We start from the raw sequence: 25,348 nt of genomic DNA, 5'->3' as shown, positions 1-25,348 counted from the left end.
TCTTTTAGTATGGTTCACTTCTATCGCTTCTAACTGATTAATCTTGTCTTTAATTCTCAAGACTTAGGTTTAACTCACTAATTTTTGGGCAAAAAAATACCCCACCTATATAAGGCAGGGTATTGATAAGGCTAAATCACTTGCTGTAAGTGTTTTAGCCTCTAATTATAGATAAAGATCTATATAGAGGAATTACTCTGAGTCGTTTTGCTCTTCGTCAGCTAATTCATCAAGGATTTGATCGGCAAATACCGGAGCAAACCACTCATCCATCTTGGCACGCAGTTGGTCAACTCCGATGCCCTTCATTGAAGAGAAGACATCAACCGCTACATCACCACCGAAAGATTTCGCATCATTACGGATTTTCAGTAGCTGTGCTTTACGCGCACCGCTTTTCAGTTTGTCTGCTTTTGTTAACAAAACCTGTACTGGGATGCGGCTATCGATAGCCCAGTAGATCATTTGTTGGTCAAGGTCCTTCATTGGGTGACGGATATCCATCAATACCACTAAACCTTTTAGGCTTTCGCGTCGTTGTAGGTATTCGCCTAGCGACTTCTGCCATTTTTTCTTCATTTCAAGTGGTACTTGAGCGAAGCCATATCCCGGTAAATCGACAATATGACAGCCGTCGGTAACCTTAAATAGGTTAATTAGCTGAGTTCGACCTGGGGTTTTACTGGTTTTCGCCAAGCTTTTTTGGTTTGTAACGCGGTTTAGTGCGCTAGATTTACCAGCATTGGAGCGTCCTGCAAACGCAATTTCGATCCCTTCGTCTTCTGGTAAGTGACGAATATCAGGTGCACTGGTAATGAAATGCGTGTTTTGATAATGAATTTTTACGCTCACTGTTAACTCCATCTCGACTTTGTGTAGTCGATTGATTACTTTTTTGTGAATTTGTGTAAAATAACCGTGCTCGGCATAAGGTCGCCTATTGTACCATGAGTGGCAACATAGAGTGGTACTGGAAGCTTGATAATTATAATGGAATGTCATGAAGAAATTAGCGCTAATTTTGAGTCTTTTAGCCAGCTGCTCAGTATGGGCTCAAGGTAGTATTGAAGCTGGTAAAGCCAAATCACAAACATGTGTTGCCTGCCACGGTGCTGACGGCAACAGTCTGATCACTCAGTATCCTAAGCTGGCTGGTCAACATGAGAAGTATCTAGAGAAGCAGTTAAAAGAGCTTAAGCTAGGTATGACGAGTGGTGGTAAACAAGGTCGTTACGAGCCTGTAATGGGTGCAATGGCGATGCCTTTATCTGAAGAAGATATGGCTGACCTAGCGGCATACTACGCATCTCTCCCTATCTCTAGTAACTCTACTCCTGAAAATGTAGTAGATGAAGGTAAGGTTCTTTACACTGCGGGTAACGCAGAACGCGGCGTAACGGCTTGTATTGCTTGTCACGGCCCTCGTGGTAATGGTACCGAACTTTCTGGTTTCCCTAAGATTTCAGGTCAGCACGCAGATTACATCAAGGCTCAACTTGAGAAATTCCGCGATGGTAACCGTAATAACGACATGAATGCGATGATGCGTGATGTAGCTAAAAAGTTAACAGACGCAGATATTGATACCTTATCGAAGTACGTTGGTGGTTTACACTAATATGTCGGTTTCTTGCTCTTAGCCAGAGTAATGAAATGTACGTTCGAGCGAGATTGAAGAGACGCCCCGATCAGTAATGGTTGGGGCGTTTTCTTTTGTATTGATTTTATATATCCGGTTTGTGTTAATGTCTAATTTATCAATGCGTGTTCGAATTGTGTACAGAAGTGTGAGCTCGCACTCTTGTAGTCTTTTTGTAAAAAGGTAAAGTAGCCGTCATCAGCTAGGAGCTGACTTAGATACGGATGGTCATCTAGTCTAACGGTATAGACAGAAACGGATCAGGCTAGGACAGCCCAGCAACAAGGTGTTAGAAAAGGATAGCCAAAACTCATCAGGACGATGAACAACAAACAAATTTGGCATGGAAAGCACCAATAACAAATGGAGATTTGTGTACTAAGTTGAGTATGCAAATTTTGGCCGATATAGGCAGATTTAGAGAGCGATAGGTTTTCCTATCGCTTTTTTTATTGATTTGATGAAAAAACACCCAATACCTCTCCACTATAAACTCAGTTTCTGGTATGTTTCGCATCCCTGTTTAAGGATGTGCTATGTATACTTGTCCCTTATGCCATCACCAAGGCGTGAATCACTATTTTGAAGACAAACGCAGAGCCTATCTGCAGTGTCAGCAATGTGAACTGGTATTTGTTAAACCTGAACAAAGGTTAGAAGCAAAAGAAGAAAAAGCACACTATGATCTCCATGAGAACGATCCTAGTGATGCAGGCTATCGCCGTTTTCTATCTCGCATCGCGGATCCACTAACAGACAAAATTTCATCTAACTCACACGGGTTGGATTTTGGTTGTGGCCCAGGCCCTACGCTATCTATTATGTTAGAAGAAGCCGGACACACCATGGAGTTGTACGATATCTATTACCACCCAGAAGCTTCTGTGTTGGAAAAAACGTATGACTTTATGACTGCCACGGAGGTGATAGAGCATCTTTATCACCCAGACAAAGTGTGGCAGCAATGGTTGAATTTAGTTAAACCCAAGGGCTGGATTGGTCTTATGACTAAACTAGTAATAGACGTAGACGCGTTTGCTGGTTGGCACTACAAGAATGACCCGACACATGTCGTCTTCTTTAGTCGTCAAACATTCCAGTTTTTGGCAGAGCGGGATAAGCTCGAACTAGAATTTTTTGGAAATGATGTAATTTTACTGAGGAAAGTGCAGTAATGGGTCGTAGTAAGAAATCAAGAAAACCGGGAGCACTTGGCGCTCCGGAACCTATGGTTACTCGTAACCGTAGTGAATCTGATGTTGAAGGTCGTGAACGTAAGCGTGTTAAAAAGCGTAAAGGCCTTAAGTCGGGCAGCCGTCACTCAGATGGTAGCGAAGCAAAACAGCGTAAAGCTGCACTAGCTCGCGACCCTCGTTTAGGTAGCAAGAAAAAAATCCCGCTGATTGTTGAACCAGCGAAGAAGTCGACGAAACAAGAGCGCAAGCTATCTAACGAACAAGAGTTAGAGATGCTTGAGAATGATGCTCAATTGAACACATTGCTAGATCGTATCGAAAATGGTGAAAACCTAGGTGCTGGTCTGCAGAAGTTTGTTGATGAGAAACTTGATCGTATCGAACACCTAATGGGCCGCTTAGGTCTGCTAGAACCAGAAGACGATGAAGAAGAGATCTTCGAAGAAGCACCGGTTGCATCTAAGAAGAAAGCAAGCTCTGACGAAGACTTGCTATCTCAATTCGAAGATTTCGACTTAGACAGCTTTAAAGGTTAATAGCCAATGAACGTAACCTTATTAGCAATTGCTGGTGGAATTATCATTCTCGGCTTGGGCTCTTACGCAGGTTACCTTCTACTTCAAGTGAAGAAGCAGACGGAGTTGCAAAAGCAGCATCAAGCACTTGCCATTGAAAAACGTAACGCGACGATTTACGAAAACGTAAATACTTTGTGCTTAGCGGGTATTCAAGGCCAGTGTGACTTACCTGAGATCAGTATCCGAGTGTGTATCATTATGGATAACGTTCAGGGTGATGAGCGTGTCGATTTTGATTCTGAGTATCCTGCTCTTTCTGAGCTGTACCATATCGTAAAAGATATGGCTCGCGGAGACGGAAGGCAGGAACTGACGAAGAAAGAGCGCAGGCAGCAGAATCTCACACGCCATAAGGCGGAGACTCGCTTGAATGATGCGGTCATTGAAGATTTGAAAAGGTTGCAGGAGAAGGTTAAGCCTCTCAACAACCAAATCAACATTCAGATGATCTAGTCACTAAGACTTTTAAATATAGAGGCTTGTTTAACATTCCGTTTTTAGACGCGCTGCTTTTAATACCTATGCATTTAAGACTTTTCATCTTAAATGCATCTTGTTTTTAAGTCGCCTTATCTTTTAATAGACAATGTTAAATGAGCCTTCTTACCTTTTGCGTCTCGTTAATCCCGACGCTTTGTTAGTGATCAAGCTAGCAGTTCTGAGTTTTTGTCTGAAAAATTGATTTTGTCTTGGAACGACCTTACTGGTCGTGTGGCAAAATAACCCGTCTATATTTTAATGTATGTAAAATGATTTGAGAGACCTTAGGTTCTCGCGGATCTAAATTGGAATTACCGCTATGTCGATCAAGCCAGTAACAACGAATCAGCAAATCGTTTGGGATCAAGAGATCTTAAACAAGTACAACTATTCGGGACCTCGTTACACTTCATATCCAACAGCGTTGGAGTTTCATGAAGCGTTTACCGTCGCTGATTACGACATGGCGTGTACTCAGTACCCTGAGCGTCCACTCTCTCTTTACGTGCATATCCCGTTCTGTCATAAGCTTTGTTACTACTGTGGTTGTAATAAAGTCATTACTCGTCACTCGCATAAAGCGGATGAGTACTTGGATGTGATTGAACATGAAATCCGCCAGCGCGCCTCTTTATTGAATGGCCGTAAAGTGACTCAACTGCACTTCGGTGGTGGTACACCAACGTTCTTGACCAAAACACAAATCACTCGTTTGATGGGCATTTTGCGTGAAGAGTTTAACTTCACCGCTGACGCTGAAATCAGTATTGAAGTTGACCCGCGTGAGATTGAGCTAGACGTACTTGACCACCTTCGAAATGAAGGCTTCAACCGCCTGAGCATTGGCGTGCAAGACTTTAATAAAGAAGTACAGAAGCTGGTTAACCGTGAGCAAGATGAAGAGTTCATTATTGCAATGGTTCAACGTGCGACAGAGCTAGGCTTCCGTTCAACTAACCTGGATTTGATCTACGGCCTACCAAAGCAGACTCAAGCTTTGTTCGCTGAAACATTGAAGCAAGTGTTAGAAATGAAGCCGGGCCGTTTATCTGTATTTAACTACGCACACATGCCGCAACTGTTTGCTGCGCAGCGTAAGATAAAAGATGAAGACCTACCTGAAGCTAAAGAGAAGATGGCTATCTTACAAGATACTATCGAGACGCTAACTGGGGCGGGTTATCAGTTCATAGGTATGGATCACTTCGCATTACCTGAAGACGAGCTAGCCGTAGCACAACGTGAAGGTATTCTGCATCGTAACTTCCAAGGCTACACGACCCAAGGTGAAGCTGACTTAATTGGTTTCGGTGTTTCTGCTATCTCAATGGTCGGTGATGCTTACGCTCAAAACCAGAAAGAGCTGAAGAAGTACTACGCTCAAGTGAATGACCTGCGCCATGCACTTTGGAAAGGTGTTGCACTAGACAGTGACGACCTTCTACGTCGTGAAGTGATCAAGCAGCTGATTTGTAACTTCAAGCTTGATAAAACAATGATCGAATCTGAGTTCTCGGTTAACTTTAATCGCTACTTCAAAGAAGATTTAGAGCTTCTACAAACCTTTATCAACGATGAGTTGGTTGAAGTCGATGACAAAGAAATCCGCGTAACTTTGCGTGGCCGTTTGCTGATCCGTAACATCTGTATGTGTTTTGATAAATACCTACGTGCCAAGGCTCGCCAACAGCAATTCTCTCGCGTCATCTAATAACTCGATAGAGAATAGAAACATAAAAAATGCCAGCATCATGCTGGCATTTTTGTATCTGACTCATTCGGTTTCTGCCTGATTTAGGCGAGGCTCTCTTTGGTGCCCTGTTTAGCCTCTGCGTTTTATTCGACTTTGTTATTCGTTTTAAACTTGGCATTTAGCTTACTGCCTAGGTCGGTAGGCCATTGGTCAAACGGAACTGGACGGCTGTATAAGAAACCTTGAGCTAATGGGCATTGAAGCTGCTTGAGTAGTTCAGCTTGTTGTTGTGTTTCAACGCCTTCTGCCACCAAACTCACTTTGAAACCCTTGGTAATGTTGACGATGGCCGCGACGATGGAGCTGTCTAGGTTCTCTTTTTCCAACTTACTGACGAAGCTGCGATCGATCTTTAAGCAATCAAATGGCATTTTGTGTAAGTAAGCCAGTGACGAATAGCCGGTACCAAAGTCATCAATTGCAATCGAGATGCCTAGTGCTTTTAGCGTCAGCATATTATCGATGATGGTTTGGTCATTGTCGACGATGCGTGATTCAGTGATCTCTAGCGTCAGGTTTTGGGCTGGTAATTTGGTGTCACGCAGCGTGGTTTTAACCAATTCAATAAATCCGCTTTCACTCAGTTGGTCGACAGATAAGTTAACGTGAATAGAGAAGTCTTTATTCCATTTTCCAGATTCAATCGCAATTGCAGTATCTCGACACGACTTGTGCAAGATCTGCTTACCAATGTCGTATATCAATCCTGTTTCTTCTGCTAAAGGAATGAACTCCAAAGGTGAGATTATACCCTCGTCCGTTACCCAACGAGCTAAAGCCTCGGCACCTATGGTAGCTCCAGATTCCAGGTCGATTATAGGCTGATAGAAGGGCTCGAACTGCTGAAGCTCAATTGCCTTGTTAAGACGTGCCAGCATCTTGGTACGATATCTCGATGCTTTGCCCATTTCTGGGTTGTAAATACTGACACTGGTTTTGTCTTGCTTTGCGTTGCTCAAGGCTATACTGCTGTTGCGTAGCAGCAGTGTAATGTCGTTGACGTTCGAGACATTCACGACACCCATTGATACTTTGATGACCACGCTTTCTGATTCCATGGCAAATGGGGAGGTAAAGATTCGAAGTAAGCGGCTCGTCAGTAGCTGGACGTCATCTATTTGATTGATGTTAGGAGCGTAAATCGCAAATTCATCCCCGCCAGTTCGAGCTAACAGGAAGTTCGATGGTAGCGTACCTCTTAAACGAGCGGCCGCAATGATAAGCAGTTGGTCACCATTGTAATGGCCGAGGCTATCATTAATATCTCGAAAGCGGTCAATACCAATTAAATAAAGTGTACCTTTTTCGTTTTCAGGGTTTTTCTTGGCTGTATCAATAAAGCCTTCACGACTATACAGTTTGGTTAATGAGTCATAGGTAAGTTGAGCCTGTAACGCCTGAAAAGAAGCCTTTAAATTGTTGGTCATTTCATTAAATGACGCAGTTAACATGCTAATTTCATAGATGTTGCCCGTTTTTGGCATGCTCGTCTCCCAGTCACCTTTGGCGAGGCGCTTTGCTGCCCCTGCAGTTGAAGTGATGGGTTGAGTTACGCGATTAAAGGCAATTAATCCAGCGATAATACCAATGCAACTGAGCGTTAGACCGAGTAACCAACTGTTTCTTTGGTTTTTTGGTAATTCACCAAGTAGGCTACTTTCTGGGATCGACATACCAATAATCCAAGTGATGCCGTACTCATCTTCATAAGGGGTAAGTTGATTGAAATATCGTTCGTTATCTAAATTAAAACTAAAGCGCTGCACATTTAAATCATCGATTAGATGAAACTTATCTACATAACGGGCACTTTCACGTATTACCGCGTTAGCACTCTCTGTTGCTAACAAGCGCTGGCCTTTGTCTGTTTGTCCTGTTCCCCAAGAGACCACGCTGCCTCCGCCCGAATGAGCGACTAAGCGCTGTTGCTTATCAATAATATAAACAGAGGCATCCGTTTTATCTTTGAGATCCTTGAGAAAAGCATTAAAGGTGTTGATCTTAATATCGCTGGCGAGGACACCTTTGAGCTCGTTATCACTATAGATAGGAGCGAGAGCCGATAAAGTGATCTCTTGTCGTTCATCTGCATTGGCATAAATTGATGACCATACAGCCTTGTTCTGTGTCACTACTGGAGTGTACCAAGGGCGAACTCTAGGGTCATAACCTGAAATTATGGTTCGAATGTCTCCGCTAATCGTATTACCACGATAAATGACAAGTTTGCCTTGAGTTCGATCATCCCGGGCCATTAAAGTTAAGCCGCGGTTTGTTTCTTTTCGAAAGCCGACATAGTTACCATCTTCAGAACCAAAGCCGATTACATCAAGCTGAGGGATCGCTTGAAAATGCGCAGAAAACTTGTAAAGAATATAGTCTTGAACCTGACTAAGATTTCCCTCTTTATAAAGGTTGTGATAACCGATGTTATGACTTAGTGAAAGGTTAGCGTGAAATGGCTTTTCTAAAAAATCGGCAAGGCTTTGATGAACGTTATCAGTGAGTGATGTTAGTTGGCGCGCACTAATATCACTCACCATCTCCTTGTAGCTTTGCTTTTGAGTGAAAATCATTACGCCCATAGTGAAGAGAAATATCATCACGAATGGCAGAACCACTGCGGTTCTCAAGGTAATTTGTGTTTTCAAAGACATCTTTAGCTACAGTTTGGATAGATAGTGTACTGTAATTGTACCGATACTATTCAAAGCAAGCGACACTTTTTAGCTTTAAAAAATATGTATGTAGAGGCATATAAAGATCAGTACAACTCTTTGAGTTTACGAGTAAGGGTATTTCTTCCCCATCCTAAAACTTTCGCTGCATCTTGTTTATGGCCATTAGTATGGTTGAGTGCGGCCTCTAATAATATACGTTCAAACTCGGGTAGAGCATAAGTCAGCAGCTCTTTTTCGCCGGAATCAAGCGCAATCTTGGCCCAATTAGCCAGCAGTTGTTGCCAATTACCATCAGTGCCTTCGTTGATCACAACCTTCTCTTCCAACAACTCAGGAGGCAGATCCGAAGGAAGTATTTCACTACCACTTGCCATTACTGTTAACCAACGACAAATGTTCTCAAGCTGACGCACGTTACCCGGCCAATTGAGCTGATTGAGCTTCAGAATGGTCTCTGGGTGTAGTGTCTTCACTTCTACACCAAGCTCTTCAGCGGCTGATGCTAGGAAGTGGTGAGTCAGCTTTTCAATGTCCTGTTTACGTTCGCGCAGTGCCGGAATATGGATTCGGATAACGTTGAGTCGATGGAAAAGGTCTTCACGGAAACCACCGTCATGTACTAAGCGCTCAAGATCTTGGTGGGTTGCGGCAACGATACGAACATCGACCTTAACCGCAGAATGTCCACCTACGCGATAAAACTGGCCATCAGACAGCACGCGCAGTAGTCGAGTCTGAATATCGAGTGGCATGTCGCCAATCTCATCAAGAAACAGAGTACCCCCGTTGGCTTGCTCGAAGCGTCCTTGGCGAACGCTGTTGGCTCCAGTAAAGGCTCCTTTCTCATGGCCAAACAGCTCTGACTCGATGAGATCTTTGGGAATCGCAGCCATGTTCAGGGCGATAAAGGGCTTTTTCGCTCTTGGGCTGTGACGATGTAAGGCGTGTGCGACTAGTTCTTTACCTGTACCTGATTCACCATTGATCAGTACGGAAATGGATGACCGAGACAAACGACCAATGGCGCGGAAGACTTCTTGCATCGCAGGCGCTTCGCCAATGATTTCTGGCGCGTTGGTGTCTTCTACTGCTTCGCTGGCTTGTTCTCGCTTTTGCTCTTGGCTGTGGGCGATTGCTCGCTCTACTAAAGTCAGTGTCTCATCGATATCGAACGGCTTAGGCAGATACTCAAAAGCGCCTTTTTGATAAGCATTGACCGCCGCATCAAGGTCTGAGTGCGCGGTCATAATGATCACTGGCAGGTCGGGAGAGCGTTGATGAACCTGATGCAAAAGCTCAATACCGTCAATGCCGGGCATGCGAATATCAGATACCAATACATCTGGCGTCTCGCGCTCAAGAGCAAGTAATACGCTCTCTGCATCAGCAAATGTTTCACACTTTATATCCGCAGATGAAAGTGTTTTCTCTACTACCCAGCGGATAGAGCTGTCGTCATCGACGACCCAAACGTATCCTTTACTCATAATTCAATTCCTTTGCAGCCAAATCTATTGTGATAATCATTGTTGTTTTTATTGTTCGGTATTCAGTGTTGCTAATGAAACGTTGTTTCCAGTGGGAGACCCAGCTTTGTTTATATCGGCAAATAAATCGTGAATGTGGTGTTGCCCGGCCAGCTTTCAACATCAATTTTCCCATTGTGTTGATCGATCAGGTTTTGAGATATCGATAGCCCTAGCCCTGTGCCTCCTTCTCGTCCGCTGACCATTGGGTAAAACAGGGTGTCTTTCAATTCATCGGGGATACCTGGGCCGTTGTCGCAGATCTCAATGCGAGCGGCGAGTTTGTGTCGCTGACCATGAATGTTTGCTTGATGCACCGTTCTGGTGCGAATGGTGATTTTCCCTGATTCTTGAGCCTTCAGAATCTGAGCTGCGTTGCTCACTATGTTGAGCATGGCTTGTTCTACCTGTGCTGAATCCATCAAGATGTCCGGTAGGCTCGGGTCGTAGTCTCGTTCGATGATGAGTGTTGAGCCTGATTCTAGCTCGACGAGTTGCCTTACTTTTTCAAGTATTTGGTGAAGGTTCTCTTCCGATTTGGTCCCCGGTTTCTGTGGGCCAAGCAGGCGATCGACCAAAGCTCTCAGGCGGTCGGCTTGCTCAATAATGATCTGCGTATATTCATTAAGGGACTGATCAGGGAGCATTTTACCAAGTAGCTGCGCGGCTCCTCTTAATCCGCCCAATGGATTCTTAATCTCATGGGCTAATCCACGCACCAATAGTTTAGCCGCTTGTTGTTGTGCGTGTTGGTTGAGCTCTTGGCTGAGGCGTCTTTGTTGGTCTATCTTGCGCATCTCAACCAATAACAGCGTTTCTCGCTGCCAAGAGATTGGGCTCACCGTTACCTCAAGCATTAGTGGGCGGTTATCAACCACAAAGGTAACGTCACTGTCGGTAATGCTCTGGCCACTTTGTAGCGGTTGAGTCAACAGCGCTAAATCCAGTGAGGCGTGCTGGATAAGCTGGCTCAGAGGGTGATCAACGATACGTCGTGCACTTTGCGAAAAGAGTTGTTCAGCCGCCGGGTTGGCGTATCGGACATACAGTTGCTCATCGAGCATCAATGTTGAGGTCACCATATTGTCGAGAATGGCGCTGGAAAGATGATGTGTATCTATGCTGTCGCTTTTGGCTGATCGATTCACTATTTCGTCCTTGAACTGGTGTTTTTCTCATTGCACCAAATTGGTGCGAAGCTAAGTTCAAGTATGGCGCATATCAACCAGAAGCTAAAGATAATTCATTAGAGTCGCTGAAAGCTGCTTCGATCAGGTGAAAAGTAGAGGTAATTTGGCCTCTTTTAACACATTGGCTTACTTGAGCGTCGCTCGATGTAAATACACGGTGACTGGACTAGTAGATGCAATAAGCTTGCCGCTTCTATGTGCTTGAATTGCAATGGTGTGAGTGCCTCGATCGATACCTTTCAATTCCCAATTAGGTTGGGTTTGTGGAGCGCCATAACGACGACCATCGAGCATCAATTGCAACTGCTCTCCAATACCAAGCTTGCGGTTGAGTTCTATTTTTATTGGGATTAAGCCACGGTTGCTGCGGATGGTTTGATCATGAACTGGAGTCAGCATGCTGAGGGCTAACTGAGCGGGTACCTCTCGTTTCGTGTTATCCGTTTTTTCCTGAGCTTGAGCTGGTGTTGCCGTTTTAGCTGTAGAGGGATCTGCAGCGTCAACAGGCGTTGAGGCCTCAAATTTAGGGGCTGGCGCGGAAGCTTGTACGTCAGGTAGACGAAGAGCCTCCGCACCTTGATCGGTAGGGGTATCACTAAAGTGAAGCACACCATCCTCATCTTCCCAGGTGTACACCGTTTGAGCAGAGCACGAGAATGCGACTGTTAATCCGATTAGGAACAGTATGTTTTTCATATCGTTAGCTTCTTTCCACCGTTAGGTGTTTTCACGTTTGACGTTAGTTTTGTTATTGATTTTATTGTATTTATAGCAACAGCCTCTGAGGGCTTTGTTTAAGATATGGTACGAGGAAGCTGGGGGAGGGAGAATAGAAAAAAGGCCCGCCTGCGAGGCGAGCCTAATATTTTTTAGTGCTTCTTACATGTTGCAATAGCTTTTACTGCAGTAAGAATTACATGCTAACCGACTAAGGGTTAAACTGAGTAGTACAGTTCAAACTCAAGTGGGTGTGTAGCCATGTTCACGCGCTGTACGTCATCAGATTTCAGAGTGATGTAAGAATCGATGAAGTCGTCAGAGAATACGCCACCAGCCGTTAGGAACTCACGGTCTTCGTTAAGTGCTGCTAGAGCACCTTGTAGAGATTCTGCAACTGTTGGGATTTCAGCTGCTTCTTCTGCAGGAAGGTCGTATAGATCTTTATCCATAGCTTCGCCAGGGTGGATCTTGTTCTTAATACCGTCAAGGCCAGCCATAAGCATTGCTGAGTAGCATAGGTATGGGTTAGCTGCTGGGTCACCAAAACGTAGCTCGATACGACGTGCTTTCGGGCTTGGTACTACTGGGATACGGATAGAAGCAGAACGGTTACGTGCTGAGTAAGCAAGCATTACAGGTGCTTCGAAACCAGGTACAAGACGCTTGTATGAGTTCGTTGATGGGTTAGCAAATGCGTTGATTGCGCGAGCGTGCTTGATTACACCACCGATGTAGTAAAGAGCCATTTCAGATAGGCCGCCGTACTTATCACCAGCAAACAAGTTTTGTCCATCTTTGTTCAATGACATGTGAACGTGCATGCCAGAACCGTTGTCACCAACTAGTGGCTTAGGCATGAATGTCGCTGTTTTGCCAAATGCGTGCGCAACGTTGTGTACAACGTACTTGTAGATTTGAGTCTCATCCGCTTTTGTTGTTAGCGTGTTGAAGCGAGTTGCGATTTCGTTTTGACCCGCAGTTGCAACTTCGTGGTGGTGAGCTTCAACAACTAGGCCCATCTCTTCCATTACTAGACACATTGCTGAACGGATATCTTGAGATGAATCGACAGGAGCTACTGGGAAGTAACCGCCTTTAACGCCAGGACGGTGACCTTTGTTACCGCCTTCGATGTCAGAACCTGTGTTCCAAGCTGCTTCTACATCATCAATCTTGAAGAACGAACCAGACATGTCGTTTGAGAACTTAACGTCATCGAATAGGAAGAATTCTGGCTCTGGACCCACTAGAACTGTGTCTGCGATACCCGTAGAACGTAGGTATTCTTCAGAACGTTTAGCGATAGAGCGTGGGTCACGGTCGTAGCCTTGCATTGTTGCAGGCTCAAGGATGTCACAACGGATGTTTAGCGTTGCATCTTCTGTGAATGGGTCCAGTACAGCAGAAGCTGCGTCTGGCATCATTACCATGTCAGATTCATTAATGCCTTTCCAACCAGCTACTGAAGAGCCGTCAAACATTTTGCCTTCTTCGAAGAAGTCTGCATCAACTTGGTGAGAAGGAATAGAGATGTGCTGCTCTTTACCTTTTGTATCAGTAAAACGTAAGTCGATAAATTTAACTTCGTTCTCTTGGATCAGGGATAGTACATTTTCTACTGACATCTTGGATAACCTCCAGTGTTATTAATTCGGTATTAGCTCGATTCGGTTGAAACCAGCATTGATTAATGTCTATACGTGCATTAATCGATGCTGATTTATCTATAGCCAAAAACGTGCCAAAAAAATTATTCCATTAATTTCAATGATTTACTTGTTTCCTTGATTTGCGAACTCTGACTTTTGCACCAAAATGATCTTTGGTTGCACTGTATTGGTGCAACCATTTATCTGTGCACCAATATGAGACATAAGCGAACACCATTCAGCAATGAATTGCCTAAGTTGTCAATCCACTTTTGTTATTTTACCTGAGATTTGGTTGCCCACTTCGCGGGTGATACTTTTCGATAACCCTACGAATTAGTCGACTAGACACTGTACGGAACCAAAGTTAAGCGGATATGAATCGCTAATAAAGAAAAAAGCCTTGGTTCAGATCACATATTTCTGGGTTTTTGTCTAGAATCTGGTATATTATTGACCGTTTTTTAAATCAAGCTAGCGGTTATTATCCAAACTTTTGAGATAAGTGACGGCTACTTTTATGAGTGAATCGAGAATCCATGTCTACTCCACAGATTGATAAGTTAAGAAATATCGCGATCATCGCGCACGTTGACCACGGTAAAACGACTTTGGTTGATAAACTACTACAACAGTCAGGCACTCTTGAGTCTCGTGGTGAAGCTGAAGAGCGTGTCATGGATTCGAATGACATCGAAAAAGAGCGTGGCATTACAATCCTTGCTAAGAACACAGCAATCAACTGGAATGATTACCGCATCAACATCGTAGATACTCCGGGACACGCGGACTTCGGTGGTGAAGTTGAGCGTATCATGTCTATGGTTGATTCTGTTCTGCTTATCGTTGACGCAGTTGATGGCCCAATGCCTCAAACTCGTTTCGTAACGCAAAAAGCATTCGCACACGGTCTTAAGCCAATCGTTGTAATCAACAAGATTGACCGCCCAGGCGCTCGTCCTGATTGGGTTATGGATCAAGTATTTGACCTTTTCGACAACCTAGGTGCTACAGATGAGCAACTAGACTTCACCGTTGTTTACGCTTCAGCTCTAAACGGTTGGGCAACAATGACTGAAGGCGAAACTGGCGAGAACATGGAACCATTGTTCCAAGCTGTTGTTGATACAGTAGAAGCGCCAGCAGTTGACCTTGACGGTCCACTACAAATGCAAATTTCACAACTTGATTACAGCTCTTACGTAGGTGTTATCGGTGTTGCTCGTGTTACTCGTGGTTCTGTTAAGCCAAACCAACAAGTAACTATCGTGAATGCTGAAGGCAAAAAACGTAACGGTAAAGTAGGTACTGTACTTGGTTACCTAGGCCTTGAGCGTCACGAAGTAGAACAAGCTAACGCTGGCGACATCATTGCAATCACAGGTCTTGGTGAGCTGAAAATTTCAGACACTATCTGTGACGTAAACACTGTTGAAGCAATGGAACCTCTATCTGTTGATGAACCAACAGTAACAATGACTTTCCAAGTAAACACTTCTCCGTTCGCGGGTAAAGAAGGTAAGTTTGTAACTTCACGTAACATCCTTGAGCGTCTTGAAAAAGAATTGGTTCATAACGTTGCACTACGTGTTGAAGAAACTGAAAGTCCAGACCGTTTCCGCGTATCAGGCCGTGGTGAACTTCACCTTTCTATCCTGATCGAAAACATGCGTCGTGAAGGTTTCGAGCTAGCAGTATCTCGTCCAGAAGTAATCATCAAAGAAGAAGATGGTCAGAAAATGGAACCGTTCGAAACGGTTACTATCGATGTAGTTGAAGAGCACCAAGGTGCGATCATGGAAAGCATCGGTCTACGTAAGGGTGAGCTAACAGATATGGCACCAGATGGTAAAGGCCGTGTTCGCATGGACTTCATGATGCCTTCTCGTGGTCTTATCGGTTTCCAAACTGAATTCCTTACAATGACGTCTGGTTCTGGTCTTATTTACCACTCGTTCGATCATTACGGTCCTTACAAAGGCGGTATCATTGGTCAACGTAACAACGGTGTTCTAATCTCGAACGCGACTGGTAAAGCACTGACTTACGCATTGTTCTTCCTTCAAGCTCGTGGTCGTCTATTTACAGAGCACGCTGATGAAGTTTATGAAGGTCAAGTAATCGGTATTCACAACCGTTCAAACGACCTTACAGTAAACTGTCTGAAAGGTAAGCAACTAACGAACGTTCGTGCATCTGGTACTGATGAAGCACAAGTTCTTTCTCCACCGATCAAGCACACTCTAGAGCAAGCTCTTGAGTTTATCGATGAAGATGAACTAGTTGAAGTAACGCCACTAAACGTACGTATCCGTAAGAAGCTTCTTACTGAAAACGAACGTAAGCGTGCAGCACGTCCAGCTAAGGCTTAATTGCCAGTTGACTAGCTTCTAGCTATTCAAGCAATACGTTTTAGAATAAATAAGAAAGCCCCGAGTAGCCTAGCTGCTCGGGGCTTTTGTTTTATGTGGTGTTGGAGTAGATACGGGTAAACGAGATGCGAGATACGAAAGGCGTTCAAGTATTCGTCATCTTCAAGAGGGAGGAACGACCGAGTTGGGGATCTAGCTTTTGGTACCTAAGTAACGCTCAACGAATTGAAGCCGCTCATCGACCGACATAAATGGCACCTCGACAACCTTATACCCAAGCTCTTGGTAGACTGTTACTAAAGCGTGGTGAATCTCTAACGCTTTCTCAAACGGATAAGGTCTCACATCATCTTGTACATAAATTGAAGCATCAGGCCGACAGAACAAGACTTGTGAGTGGTAGCCTTGGCTTGCTTCTCGGTAGTTCGCATCAACCTCAAGATTAGCCTGAGACAAGTAACCACAGATATCTGGAATGGCGCGATCAAGAAAAGCAATTTGGTGCTGCTTCGCTTGCTCTTTTTGCTCGCTCATCACGTCTAAGCACAAGTAAGCAAATCCCGGTAGGTCTAACCAAGGTAAAATACCGTTCTCAAGTTGGCTCTGTTGTTCTATCAATTGGCGAGAGGATTCTGCAAATATTGGGTAACCCGCGTTACCCAAGGCATTGAGCAGTGTTGTCTTCCCGGCTCCGGGGCCGCCAGTAATAATGATTGGCTTCATCGTGTTCTGTCTCTGAAGCGTTATTTTTGGTTGAGTTGTGCTAAGAACTTATCCGACTCAGCTATCGCAGCATTCATCTGTGTTATCGCGTAGGCGATGTCTTTTTCTAAGCTCATAAACTCTCCCTGCAATGAACCAACGGCACTCGCATTGAGGTTGTGTTTGAGATAAAGCGTGTTGTCGCGAAGAGTGTTGAGTACCGGATCCATTTTCTTCTCAGCCCGTTTCATCGCTGAAAGCATGGTCTGGTAAGACGATTTGGTTTCACGCAGCTTTTTCTCACTTGAACGACGCAGTGAATCGCTGGTGTAAAGGTCCAACTCTCCCTGCCACTCTTCAAACAGCGCACCCGACACATCTTCAATCGCAGCAATTCGGTCACTGACATTTTGTGCGGCTTTCTCACTGTCTTGGTATTTATCATTAATCTTGTTGTACATGTCTTCAAGGTCGCCGCCACTAAAATTAGTCAGGTTACTCAAAGCTTCAAGTGCGCTAGTAAACCTTCCTGAGCGTCCTGTTGCGACTCTTTAGCGTCTTCCACTCTGTCGACCATAATGTCACGCTTGTGGTAACCCACTTGCTCCATGGCGGAGTAATAAGCTGATTGGCATCCAGTAAGAGTAAAAATAGAGAGGACTATAACTATTAAATAAGGCATCCTAGTTTCCTATAGTTAAATAATATCAATCGTAGTAAATAACTGCTCAACCTAGCTTGTTAAAATGCTCGATAACGGCGTTAGAGTTTTTGATTGTAGAATAACTACTTATCACAAAACTCTGCCTTGTTCTCAAGCCTTTTTCCTACGCTATTTTTGAACATTTACTTACTGTGATTAATATAACGGAATATTAATTAGGACTATGAACGAGTTACCAGGGAGTTACAAGTTGAAGATAAAAAAGGCAGCTACAGGAAGCATCCAGTTTTCCCGCTATCTTCTTACGCGGATGACGCACGATAGAGTTAATGTGAATGCAGGGTACTTGGCGTACATTACTTTGCTCTCGATCGTACCGATGTTGACGGTTTTGCTCTCTATTTTGTCGTCATTTTCAGTTTTTGCTGATGTTGGTTTAGTGATTCAAAACTTCGTTATTACCAACTTTGTTCCCGCTTCCGGGGATGCGGTGCATGGTGCTTTACTGGAGTTTGTTGCCAATACCGGCAAGATGACGGCGGTGGGTAGTGTGTTCTTATTCATTGCCGCTCTGATGCTGATCTCCAATATTGATAAAAACCTAAACTACATCTGGCGAGTAACGGAAAAGCGACGTGCTGTGTTGTCTTTTTCGATGTATTGGATGGTGCTAACTCTTGGGCCTATTTTGATCGGAGCGAGCATTGCTGCAACCTCGTATGTGACATCATTAAACTTGTTACAAAACGAAGTCGTGTCGAGTGCTTTTAATACCGTGATTCGCAAGCTCCCTTTGATTACCTCATTCTTTGCGTTTTTCGGTCTGTATCTGTTGGTTCCCAACAAAAAGATACACTTTTCTCATGCGGCAGCTGGGTCTCTAGTGGCGGCTCTGTTGTTCGAACTCAGCAAGAAAGGCTTTGCAGCTTACATTACTCAGTTTCCGTCTTACCAGTTGATTTATGGCGCATTAGCGGCGATTCCCATTCTTTTTGTTTGGGTCTATTTGTGCTGGTTGATTGTGTTAGTGGGTGCTGAAGTGACGGCCGCGTTGGGCGAGCAGGAACAGTGGAGTGACTCTCAAGAAATGGTACACTCGTCGGATAAAGACAAAATTACAGAGCAAGGAAACAACAGTGATAGCACTGATCCAGAGAGTAAGTGAAGCTGCCGTCCGTGTTGATGGCGAAGTAGTGGGTGAGATTGAGCAAGGCTTATTAGTTCTGTTAGGTGTAGAAAAAGGTGATGACGAAGCCAAAGCCAAACGTTTGATGGAACGAGTGACCACTTATCGTGTCTTTGGAGATGAAGACGATAAAATGAATCTCAATGTAAAGCAGGTAGAAGGTAAGGTATTAGTGGTTTCTCAATTCACTCTGCCAGCTGACACCAAGAAAGGGACACGTGCTGGATTTTCTCGCGGTGCTCACCCAGAAGATGCAGAGCGTCTTTACAACTACTTCTCTGACCAATGTGAATCAGTGTTGCCAACGGAACGTGGCCGATTCGCAGCCGACATGAAAGTGTCTTTGGTTAATGATGGCCCAGTGACATTCTGGCTGCAGGTTTAGGCTTAAAGGAATAAGCATGTTTAAACTCATAACCCCGACCACCGAAAATCAACTGAACAAGTATTACCATTTTCGCTGGCAAATGCTCCGCGAACCTTGGCGAATGCCGGTCGGTTCAGAGCGCGATGAATATGACCCAATGAGTCACCATCGCATGATTGTTGATGGTCGAGGTCGCCCGATGGCGATTGGTCGTCTCTATATCACCCCAGATCTAGAGGGGCAGATTCGCTATATGGCGGTGAAGAACTCTCGCCAAAGCAAAGGCATGGGCTCACTTATCTTGGTTGCGCTAGAGTCACTGGCACGCCAAGAAGGGGCGAAGCGTTTGGTGTGTAATGCTCGTGAAGATGCGATCTCATTCTATGAGAAGAATGAGTTTGAGCGTCGTGGTGAGATTAACGACCAACGCGGGCCTGTGCGTCACCAACAGATGGTAAAACCTCTTGATCCGATGGCTGATGTACTGCGCAAACCAGAATGGTGTAATGAGCTTCAACAGCGCTGGGAGCATCAGATCCCGATCAGTGACAAGATGGGCATCAAGATTAACCAATACACGGGTTATCAGTTCGAGTGTAGTGCTCAGTTGAATCCAAACCTTAACCCTCATAACACCATGTTTGCTGGCTCAGCCTTTACCTTGGCGACCTTAACCGGTTGGGGTATGACTTGGCTACTAATGAAGGAGCGTGGGTTGACTGGTGATATCGTACTAGCAGATAGTAATATTCGTTATCGTCATCCAGTTGAGCAAAATCCAGTGGCATCCACGTCATTGGATGGGATCAGTGGCGATTTAGATCGCCTCGCGTCTGGCAGAAAAGCTCGTATCATCATTCACGTGACCATTAACAGTGGCGACGTGGAGGCGGTTGAGTTTACAGGAACCTATATGCTGATACCTGACTACAAAAAGAGATTATCAATAGAATCCAACGTAAGCATATAGCTGACAATGGCTAGCAGATAAAGATACAGATAGAAGGCGCTACTCTTGTGGAGTGGCGCTTTTTTGTTGGCAGTCGTTAATCTCGGAATATTCAGCTTGGGTGAGCTTTCCTGATATTTGGTGGCACGGGTCGGATAGTGAAATAGAGAGAGTGTGTTGCTCGGTTTTTAGCAAGTCGAGCTCTCCAGACATTTCGCCATTTAACGTTTGAATCCTTTGTTCGCCTTGCTCTGCTGCTGATGCACCAATAATGTGCACTGGTTCGAGTGTGAAGCGTCCACGGTCAAAATTCGCATTGAGCTCTGGGATTTCAAACACGTTATCAGTCGATGTTTCAGAAAGCTTGTCATTAAAGGTCATCACTCCTTGGCGAACGCTACCAGTGAGTTGACCTGTTGTGGAATAGCCGAGCATTAATGAATCGCCGTATAAACCCGCAGCTTGAAGTTCAAACTCGCCATAACCAGTTGCGTCGAGCGGTAGTTCAAGTTGCAGTAACATGGGTGCTATCGGTAATCCATCGGCAGAGATCTCTAAGCTCCATGGCTTGCTGATTTTGTTGAAGTTGAGTGTTGCGTTGGCTTCAATATAGCCGTGCTTTAGTGGGACAAACAGGCGTGTCAGCGTCCATTTTCCTTGCTCGCTATTCATCTCAACCACCGGCTGTGCGCTAATAATGTTTTGGTAGCTGGCATCATTCGCGCTGGCCATCAGCTTTCCTTGCCACAGACCTAGCTTTCTATCCTGTAGAAGTTGAACTTGATACCCCTCGATATGTAATCCTGAGACCTGCCAGTAAGGCTTTTGTGCGAGTTGGATAAGTTGGCTGCGTTCTATGTTAATTCGGCTGATTTCGACATTCTGGAGCTGCGTGAGCCAAGGTATCAAGCGAGTGGCGGGTAGAGGGCTATCTTGGCTTTCCGTAATCCACTTTATACCTTGCAGGTCGAGCTGTGCTAATTGAATGCTGTTAGGGGTTACTTTGCCATTAAGTTGAACAGTGCCCTGTAGGAATTGAGTATAGAAGTCTTCAATCAGAATCTGGTTCGGATCTAAATTGAGCTTGATACTTGGCTCGATGAACATGTCTTCATCAATGGTCACTCCCTCTGCTTGCAGAGAGAAAATGGCTTTCTGTTGCTTCCACAGCTCAAAAGGCAGTTGGATATTTTCTAGTGAGGCATCAAAAGCTGCGAGGTGGCCGTCTTGCCACTCTACATCGCTACGCAGAATATCTAAGCTATTGATGTGATTGATCTGAATACCTGTCACATCCCACTCTTTGCTTAGTAGGCTTTGGGTCTGTTTCTGATTGAGTCGTAAGCCATCGACGGTCACATTCACCAACGACCAATCTTGCTGATACTGCTCTGCTTGACCAGAAATTTTGGCACCACGCCAGTCAAACGAAGCGCCATACAGGGTGCTATCACTTGGTTTAAGATCTAGGTCAATCAACAGGTTATCGAACGCTTCGCCTTGCCAATACAGCTGTGAGGCAGAAAGTTGGGTTTTTCCATAAGGTAGAAGTGAGTTGTCGTTGTTCCACGTTGGGTCGGAGATCTGAAGATCGATGCCTCGCGCGTTAAAGTCTGGGGTTGAAAAGTCGAGATTGTTGATGGCCAGCTGGTGGATCTTAATGCTTGGCTGGGTAAATAAAGAGGCGAGCGTTTCTAGGTCGTCGGCTTCTAACTGCAGTCCGCTGATCAATACAGAGTCCAAAACCAGCTTAGTTTCAAGAATAGAGTCTGAGCTGAACCAAAGGTCAACCTTGTCGATATACAGCGGTGTTTGTTTTTCAGGTTGGCTTTGGGTAATGCCCATTAAGGTGATGTGATAAGGCGCCTGGTACTCAACATCTTCAATGAGCACAGGTTGTTCAATCGCATGTTTGATAAAAAAGTTAGTAACATCCGCGCGGTATTGGGTTTGCAGGCTTAATAGCAATGCTGCGATAGTTGCAACGGCGATAGCCAACGCAATGCCGAACATCATGAATACCTTTTTCATTCCCTGAAAGCCTTAAATTTCAATCGTCTCAAAACAGAGTGGAACAAAAAGGGACAAGCAGCAACAAAAAAGCCCCTCAAAAGAGGGGGCTTGCTACAAAAATATCACTTTAAATTGGACGTTCGCTTTTGGCTAAGCCCGAGCAGATGGTTGTGTTAGTCCAGTTGAGGGCCTGCCGCAACCAGTGACTTACCTTCAGCGTTGTCTGTGTACTTATCAAAGTTGTTGATGAAGCGCTCTGCTAGATCTTTCGCTTTGCTTTCCCATTGTAGAGGGTCAGTGTATGTATCGCGTGGGTCAAGAATCGCTGGGTCAACATCGTGCAACGCTAGTGGTACTTCTAGGTTAAACATAGGGATAACCTTAGTCTCAGCTTGGTCGATTGAGCCATCTAGGATAGCGTCGATGATGCCACGAGTATCTTGGATTGAGATACGTTTGCCAGTGCCATTCCAACCAGTGTTCACAAGGTAAGCTTCAGCGCCAGCTGCTTCCATACGCTTCACAAGTACTTCAGCGTACTGAGTTGGGTGAAGAGTTAGGAATGCCGCCCCAAATGCCGCAGAGAACGTTGGTGTTGGTTCAGTAATACCACGCTCTGTACCTGCTAGTTTCGCAGTGAAGCCAGATAGGAAGTGGTACTTCGTTTGCTCTGGAGTCAGTTTAGAAACAGGTGGTAACACACCAAATGCATCAGCAGTCAGGAAGATAACCTTTTGAGCGTGACCGGCTTTTGATACTGGCTTAACGATGTTGTCGATATGGTGAATCGGGTAAGAAACACGAGTGTTCTCGGTTTTTGAGCCGTCATCAAAATCGATAGAACCATCGCCACGAACCGTTACGTTTTCTAGTAGCGCATCGCGACGGATTGCATTGTAGATTTCAGGTTCTGCTTCTTTAGATAGGCGAATGGTCTTGGCGTAACAACCACCTTCGAAATTGAAGATACCATCGTCATCCCAACCGTGCTCATCATCACCGATTAGCTCACGTTTAGGGTCGGTTGAAAGGGTTGTTTTACCTGTGCCTGATAGACCGAAGAAAATCGCCACATCGCCTTCTTCACCGACGTTAGCACTACAGTGCATTGAAGCAATGCCTTGCAGAGGAAGTAGGTAGTTCATCATTGCGAACATGCCTTTCTTCATCTCACCGCCGTACCAAGTACCACCGATGATTTGAACGCGTTCTGTTAGGTTGAAAGCAACGAAGTTTTCAGAGTTGAGACCCTGCTTTTCCCAGTTAGGGTTAGTTGTTTTAGCACCGTTCATTACCACGAAATCAGGTTCGAACGTTGCTAGCTCTTCGTCTGTTGGACGAATGAACATGTTCTTAACGAAGTGCGCTTGCCATGCTACTTCAGTGATAATACGTACACTTAAGCGCGTATCAGGGTTAGCACCACAGTAACCGTCAATGACAAACAGGCGCTTGCCAGATAGCTGAGTTGTCACAAGCTCTTTAAGCTCATCCCATACTTCAGTTGTAATCGGTTTGTTGTCGTTTTTGCCTTGATCTGACCACCACATGGTATCGCGCGTGGTGTCATCTTTAACAATGTACTTATCTTTTGGTGAGCGGCCAGTAAAGATACCAGTGTCAACCGCAACAGAGCCTAGTTCCGTTACTACGCCTTTTTCGTAGCCTTCCAAACCTGGCAGTGTCTCTTCAACGAATAACTGCTCGTAGCTAGGGTTACGAAGAACTTCAGTAACGCCAGTCAGTCCGTGCTTAGTTAGATCAATTTGTGCAGCCTTAGTATGTTCCATAACGGTCATAGGTGCTCCTTGTAGGATATTTTGTAGGGATTTTGTATTAATTTTTTATTGTTATCTGCTCACCATGCTAGCAACGAGGCTCGGGGGAAACAGGGATATAGCTCAAAAAATATCCATATTAACCATGGGGTTTTAAGCGCCTCATCACATATTGGCCTGACTAGTCTATCCTGTACGCAAACCTTTGCGCTAGAGGAGAGAACATTATTAATTGATTAAAATTAAGAGGTGATTTTATTACGAGATGTTACGGGGTTTGCGATATTTTGATCACAAAAAAGGCCAGCGTTGCGCTGACCTTTTTGGGGTAAATTACGTGTTTTTGGTACGCCGTAAATTAATGAACCGTATTGCTGCCTTTATCTGCTGCTTCTGCATACAGAGCGTCAACATCATTCTTGTCGAACGAGTAGTTTGTGCCACAGTAATCGCAGTGTAGAGCAACGCTACCTTCCGTGCTAAGAATGTCGTAGATCTCTTCTTGAGCGACAGTAATGATAGCGGCACCGCTTCGGTCACGTGAACAACCACAGAAGAATTCAACCGGTTGTGGTGTGAACAGTTGTACTTTCTCTTGGTTGTACAAACGGTAAAGCAGTTCGTTTGCTTCTAGAGTGAATAGCTCTTCATTTTTAACTGTGTCAGTTAGCTGCTCTAGGTGCTCGAAGTCGTCTGGCGTACCAGTGCCATCTGGCATCACTTGTAGCAACATACCAGCAGCGTGTGCTTTACCTTCATGCTCGCCCGTGCGCAACCATAGACGTGTCTTTAGCTGTTCAGAGTTTGCGAAGTAACCTTCAAGGACTTCAGCTAAAGTGTCACCTTCAAGACCAACGATACCTTGGTAACGCTCACCTTTCTTAGGATCGATAGTGATCACTAGGTGACCTTTACCTATTAGATCGTGCAGGCCAGCGTCGTCGGCAATGTCACCATCAAAGCGAGCAACGCCACGGATCTTCTGATCGTTATCGCCATTGATAACAGCTAGAGATACAGGGCCATCACCTTGCAGTTGCATCGTGATAGAGCCTTCAAACTTTAGAGTCGCTGTGAGTAGCGTCGTTGAAACCAGTAGCTCACCCAACAGCTTTTGTACTGGCGCTGGGTATTCCTTGCTAGAAATAATCTGTTGGTACGCTTCGTCCATCTGTACCAATTCACCACGAACTGATAGGTCTTCAAATAGGTAGCGATTTAAAACATTACTTGTAGACATTGGGTTGGCCATTTGGCTATTCCTTCTAGCTTATTGAGTCTTGAACTTGATGATGTCACGACGTTGCTTTTTATCTGGGCGACGTTCTGGTGCTGGGCTATGAGCGTTCAGTTTACGTTGTGTTGCAAACTCTTCTCTCTTTGCCAAGCTCTCGGTGGTTTCTTCATAGAGGGTTTGAGCTATAGGAGCTCCACCACGATGGGCCGAGATTTTCTCGATTGTCACCGTCTTTTCTTCATTACCTTGGCGCAGGGTAATCACTGCTCCAAGTTCGACAATTTTACTTGGCTTGCTGCGCTGACCATTATAGTGGACTTTGCCACCATCGACCATATTGCGAGCAATCGACCGGGTTTTGTAAAAACGAGCTGCCCACAACCATTTATCGAGTCTGACAGCTTCATTAGTAGTTTTCATATAGGGCTGCGCCTTATTAAGTGAGAAATGAATGCGGTTTAACTGTAATGAACAGTGCGCAACATGCTTTTAATTACATTAAGTAGAAGCTTAAAGTGGAGGCGGTTGGCATTTTTTTCAAGTCATAATACAAAATAGCCATGTAATGCCGCTTTATAGATTTGCTATGATATAGTTCAGGATCTTATGCTTAAATAAGCTTGGTATCGAACGAATGAATAAAAAAGCTGAAAGTTTAATGATTTGCA

20 protein-coding genes and 1 pseudogene are annotated in these 25,348 nt (G+C 44.7%); 9 read left to right on the top strand and 12 right to left on the bottom strand.

What is annotated here, in order from left to right:
* Positions 1 to 192: 192 nt before the first annotated feature.
* Positions 193 to 852 carry a ribosome biogenesis GTP-binding protein YihA/YsxC gene (yihA, locus tag AB6C75_RS02350; protein WP_102541737.1) on the bottom strand — a complete coding sequence of 220 codons (660 nt, stop codon included), beginning with the start codon at positions 850 to 852 and terminating at the stop codon, positions 193 to 195.
* A gap of 148 nt (positions 853 to 1,000) precedes the next feature.
* Between yihA and AB6C75_RS02345 the strand changes: the two genes are divergently transcribed.
* The 5 genes from AB6C75_RS02345 to hemN all read left to right on the top strand — a co-directional run bounded on the left by AB6C75_RS02345 (position 1,001) and on the right by hemN (position 5,604).
* Positions 1,001 to 1,618, top strand: a complete 618-nt coding sequence (locus AB6C75_RS02345) for a cytochrome c (RefSeq protein WP_009848044.1) — start codon at positions 1,001 to 1,003, stop codon at positions 1,616 to 1,618.
* A 557-nt stretch (positions 1,619 to 2,175) separates the two neighbouring features.
* Positions 2,176 to 2,814 carry a class I SAM-dependent methyltransferase gene (locus tag AB6C75_RS02340; RefSeq protein ID WP_004735576.1) on the top strand — a complete coding sequence of 213 codons (639 nt, stop codon included), beginning with the start codon at positions 2,176 to 2,178 and terminating at the stop codon, positions 2,812 to 2,814.
* Positions 2,814 to 3,371: a Der GTPase-activating protein YihI gene (gene yihI, locus AB6C75_RS02335; protein ID WP_004735577.1), complete on the top strand. Its 558-nt coding sequence runs from the start codon at positions 2,814 to 2,816 to the stop codon at positions 3,369 to 3,371. Before AB6C75_RS02340 ends, yihI begins: the two co-directional genes overlap by 1 nt.
* Positions 3,372 to 3,377: 6 nt before the next feature.
* Entirely contained in the window at positions 3,378 to 3,866 is a 489-nt protein-coding gene (locus AB6C75_RS02330; RefSeq protein ID WP_372106709.1) for a DUF2489 domain-containing protein, read from the top strand.
* A gap of 346 nt (positions 3,867 to 4,212) precedes the next feature.
* Positions 4,213 to 5,604, top strand: coding sequence for an oxygen-independent coproporphyrinogen III oxidase (hemN, locus tag AB6C75_RS02325; RefSeq protein ID WP_269336499.1), 1,392 nt, complete (start codon positions 4,213 to 4,215; stop codon positions 5,602 to 5,604).
* 125 nt (positions 5,605 to 5,729) lie between these two features.
* Here the strand turns inward: hemN and AB6C75_RS02320 are convergent, their stop codons facing one another.
* The 5 genes from AB6C75_RS02320 to glnA all read right to left on the bottom strand — a co-directional run bounded on the left by AB6C75_RS02320 (position 5,730) and on the right by glnA (position 13,388).
* Positions 5,730 to 8,303, bottom strand: coding sequence for an EAL domain-containing protein (locus AB6C75_RS02320; protein WP_372106707.1), 2,574 nt, complete (start codon positions 8,301 to 8,303; stop codon positions 5,730 to 5,732).
* Positions 8,304 to 8,410: 107 nt separating this feature from the next.
* Positions 8,411 to 9,814: a nitrogen regulation protein NR(I) gene (gene glnG, locus AB6C75_RS02315; RefSeq protein WP_372047666.1), complete on the bottom strand. Its 1,404-nt coding sequence runs from the start codon at positions 9,812 to 9,814 to the stop codon at positions 8,411 to 8,413.
* Between the two features lie 110 nt (positions 9,815 to 9,924).
* Positions 9,925 to 11,001 carry a nitrogen regulation protein NR(II) gene (gene glnL, locus AB6C75_RS02310; protein WP_017099571.1) on the bottom strand — a complete coding sequence of 359 codons (1,077 nt, stop codon included), beginning with the start codon at positions 10,999 to 11,001 and terminating at the stop codon, positions 9,925 to 9,927.
* 168 nt (positions 11,002 to 11,169) lie between these two features.
* Positions 11,170 to 11,739: a DUF4124 domain-containing protein gene (locus AB6C75_RS02305; RefSeq protein WP_135380890.1), complete on the bottom strand. Its 570-nt coding sequence runs from the start codon at positions 11,737 to 11,739 to the stop codon at positions 11,170 to 11,172.
* A gap of 239 nt (positions 11,740 to 11,978) precedes the next feature.
* Complete coding sequence (gene glnA / locus AB6C75_RS02300) at positions 11,979 to 13,388, bottom strand: glutamate--ammonia ligase (protein ID WP_009848037.1); 1,410 nt, start codon at positions 13,386 to 13,388, stop codon at positions 11,979 to 11,981.
* Between the two features lie 563 nt (positions 13,389 to 13,951).
* Here glnA and typA point away from each other — a divergent pair.
* Complete coding sequence (gene typA, locus AB6C75_RS02295; protein WP_009848036.1) at positions 13,952 to 15,784, top strand: translational GTPase TypA; 1,833 nt, start codon at positions 13,952 to 13,954, stop codon at positions 15,782 to 15,784.
* A 192-nt stretch (positions 15,785 to 15,976) separates the two neighbouring features.
* On the opposite strand, the gene AB6C75_RS02290 is transcribed toward typA, so the two are convergent.
* Positions 15,977 to 16,507: an AAA family ATPase gene (locus tag AB6C75_RS02290; RefSeq protein ID WP_372106703.1), complete on the bottom strand. Its 531-nt coding sequence runs from the start codon at positions 16,505 to 16,507 to the stop codon at positions 15,977 to 15,979.
* Positions 16,508 to 16,527: 20 nt separating this feature from the next.
* Positions 16,528 to 17,168 (bottom strand): annotated as a pseudogene (locus AB6C75_RS02285) (DUF2959 domain-containing protein).
* A gap of 205 nt (positions 17,169 to 17,373) precedes the next feature.
* Here AB6C75_RS02285 and AB6C75_RS02280 point away from each other — a divergent pair.
* Genes AB6C75_RS02280 through AB6C75_RS02270 form a run of 3 tightly spaced genes read left to right on the top strand, consistent with a single transcriptional unit; the run spans position 17,374 to position 19,673 of the window.
* Positions 17,374 to 18,315, top strand: a complete 942-nt coding sequence (locus AB6C75_RS02280; RefSeq protein ID WP_012603002.1) for a virulence factor BrkB family protein — start codon at positions 17,374 to 17,376, stop codon at positions 18,313 to 18,315.
* Positions 18,287 to 18,721 (top strand): D-aminoacyl-tRNA deacylase, encoded by a 435-nt coding sequence (gene dtd / locus AB6C75_RS02275; RefSeq protein WP_004735590.1) that lies wholly within the window; start codon positions 18,287 to 18,289, stop codon positions 18,719 to 18,721. The genes AB6C75_RS02280 and dtd overlap by 29 nt, the downstream gene beginning before the upstream one ends.
* 16 nt (positions 18,722 to 18,737) lie before the next feature.
* On the top strand, positions 18,738 to 19,673 hold the full coding sequence (locus tag AB6C75_RS02270) for a YiiD C-terminal domain-containing protein (protein ID WP_372100552.1): 936 nt from the start codon (positions 18,738 to 18,740) through the stop codon (positions 19,671 to 19,673).
* Positions 19,674 to 19,712: 39 nt separating this feature from the next.
* On the opposite strand, the gene AB6C75_RS02265 is transcribed toward AB6C75_RS02270, so the two are convergent.
* From AB6C75_RS02265 to hslR, 4 genes are all read right to left on the bottom strand, one after another.
* Positions 19,713 to 21,683, bottom strand: coding sequence for an AsmA family protein (locus AB6C75_RS02265; RefSeq protein ID WP_372106700.1), 1,971 nt, complete (start codon positions 21,681 to 21,683; stop codon positions 19,713 to 19,715).
* 155 nt (positions 21,684 to 21,838) lie between these two features.
* Positions 21,839 to 23,464, bottom strand: a complete 1,626-nt coding sequence (pckA, locus tag AB6C75_RS02260) for a phosphoenolpyruvate carboxykinase (ATP) (RefSeq protein ID WP_009848030.1) — start codon at positions 23,462 to 23,464, stop codon at positions 21,839 to 21,841.
* A 337-nt stretch (positions 23,465 to 23,801) separates the two neighbouring features.
* On the bottom strand, positions 23,802 to 24,695 hold the full coding sequence (gene hslO / locus AB6C75_RS02255) for an Hsp33 family molecular chaperone HslO (protein ID WP_009848029.1): 894 nt from the start codon (positions 24,693 to 24,695) through the stop codon (positions 23,802 to 23,804).
* An 18-nt stretch (positions 24,696 to 24,713) separates the two neighbouring features.
* The gene (gene hslR / locus AB6C75_RS02250; protein ID WP_012603005.1) at positions 24,714 to 25,100 is read right to left on the bottom strand and encodes a ribosome-associated heat shock protein Hsp15; all 387 of its coding nucleotides are present in this window, start codon (positions 25,098 to 25,100) and stop codon (positions 24,714 to 24,716) included.
* Positions 25,101 to 25,348 lie beyond the last annotated feature (248 nt).

The organism is Vibrio sp. 10N.237.312.B06, from assembly GCF_041464685.1.
In the GTDB taxonomy this organism is placed as follows: Bacteria; Pseudomonadota; Gammaproteobacteria; order Enterobacterales; family Vibrionaceae; genus Vibrio; species Vibrio tasmaniensis_A.
This window is presented reverse-complemented; position numbering and strand designations above follow the sequence as displayed.

What these genes read in the sequence shown, in the direction of transcription:
- hemN (WP_269336499.1), top strand. Translation starts at nt 4,213, where the DNA reads ATGTCGATCAAGCCAGTAACAACGAATCAGCAAATCGTTTGGGATCAA.
- typA (WP_009848036.1), top strand. Translation starts at nt 13,952, where the DNA reads ATGTCTACTCCACAGATTGATAAGTTAAGAAATATCGCGATCATCGCG.
- hslR (WP_012603005.1), bottom strand. Translation starts at nt 25,100, where the DNA reads ATGAAAACTACTAATGAAGCTGTCAGACTCGATAAATGGTTGTGGGCA.
- AB6C75_RS02345 (WP_009848044.1), top strand. Translation starts at nt 1,001, where the DNA reads ATGAAGAAATTAGCGCTAATTTTGAGTCTTTTAGCCAGCTGCTCAGTA.
- AB6C75_RS02290 (WP_372106703.1), bottom strand. Translation starts at nt 16,507, where the DNA reads ATGAAGCCAATCATTATTACTGGCGGCCCCGGAGCCGGGAAGACAACA.
- pckA (WP_009848030.1), bottom strand. Translation starts at nt 23,464, where the DNA reads ATGACCGTTATGGAACATACTAAGGCTGCACAAATTGATCTAACTAAG.
- AB6C75_RS02320 (WP_372106707.1), bottom strand. Translation starts at nt 8,303, where the DNA reads ATGTCTTTGAAAACACAAATTACCTTGAGAACCGCAGTGGTTCTGCCA.
- yihI (WP_004735577.1), top strand. Translation starts at nt 2,814, where the DNA reads ATGGGTCGTAGTAAGAAATCAAGAAAACCGGGAGCACTTGGCGCTCCG.
- AB6C75_RS02305 (WP_135380890.1), bottom strand. Translation starts at nt 11,739, where the DNA reads ATGAAAAACATACTGTTCCTAATCGGATTAACAGTCGCATTCTCGTGC.
- AB6C75_RS02270 (WP_372100552.1), top strand. Translation starts at nt 18,738, where the DNA reads ATGTTTAAACTCATAACCCCGACCACCGAAAATCAACTGAACAAGTAT.
- hslO (WP_009848029.1), bottom strand. Translation starts at nt 24,695, where the DNA reads ATGGCCAACCCAATGTCTACAAGTAATGTTTTAAATCGCTACCTATTT.
- glnA (WP_009848037.1), bottom strand. Translation starts at nt 13,388, where the DNA reads ATGTCAGTAGAAAATGTACTATCCCTGATCCAAGAGAACGAAGTTAAA.
- AB6C75_RS02340 (WP_004735576.1), top strand. Translation starts at nt 2,176, where the DNA reads ATGTATACTTGTCCCTTATGCCATCACCAAGGCGTGAATCACTATTTT.
- AB6C75_RS02280 (WP_012603002.1), top strand. Translation starts at nt 17,374, where the DNA reads ATGAACGAGTTACCAGGGAGTTACAAGTTGAAGATAAAAAAGGCAGCT.
- AB6C75_RS02265 (WP_372106700.1), bottom strand. Translation starts at nt 21,683, where the DNA reads ATGAAAAAGGTATTCATGATGTTCGGCATTGCGTTGGCTATCGCCGTT.
- glnG (WP_372047666.1), bottom strand. Translation starts at nt 9,814, where the DNA reads ATGAGTAAAGGATACGTTTGGGTCGTCGATGACGACAGCTCTATCCGC.
- AB6C75_RS02330 (WP_372106709.1), top strand. Translation starts at nt 3,378, where the DNA reads ATGAACGTAACCTTATTAGCAATTGCTGGTGGAATTATCATTCTCGGC.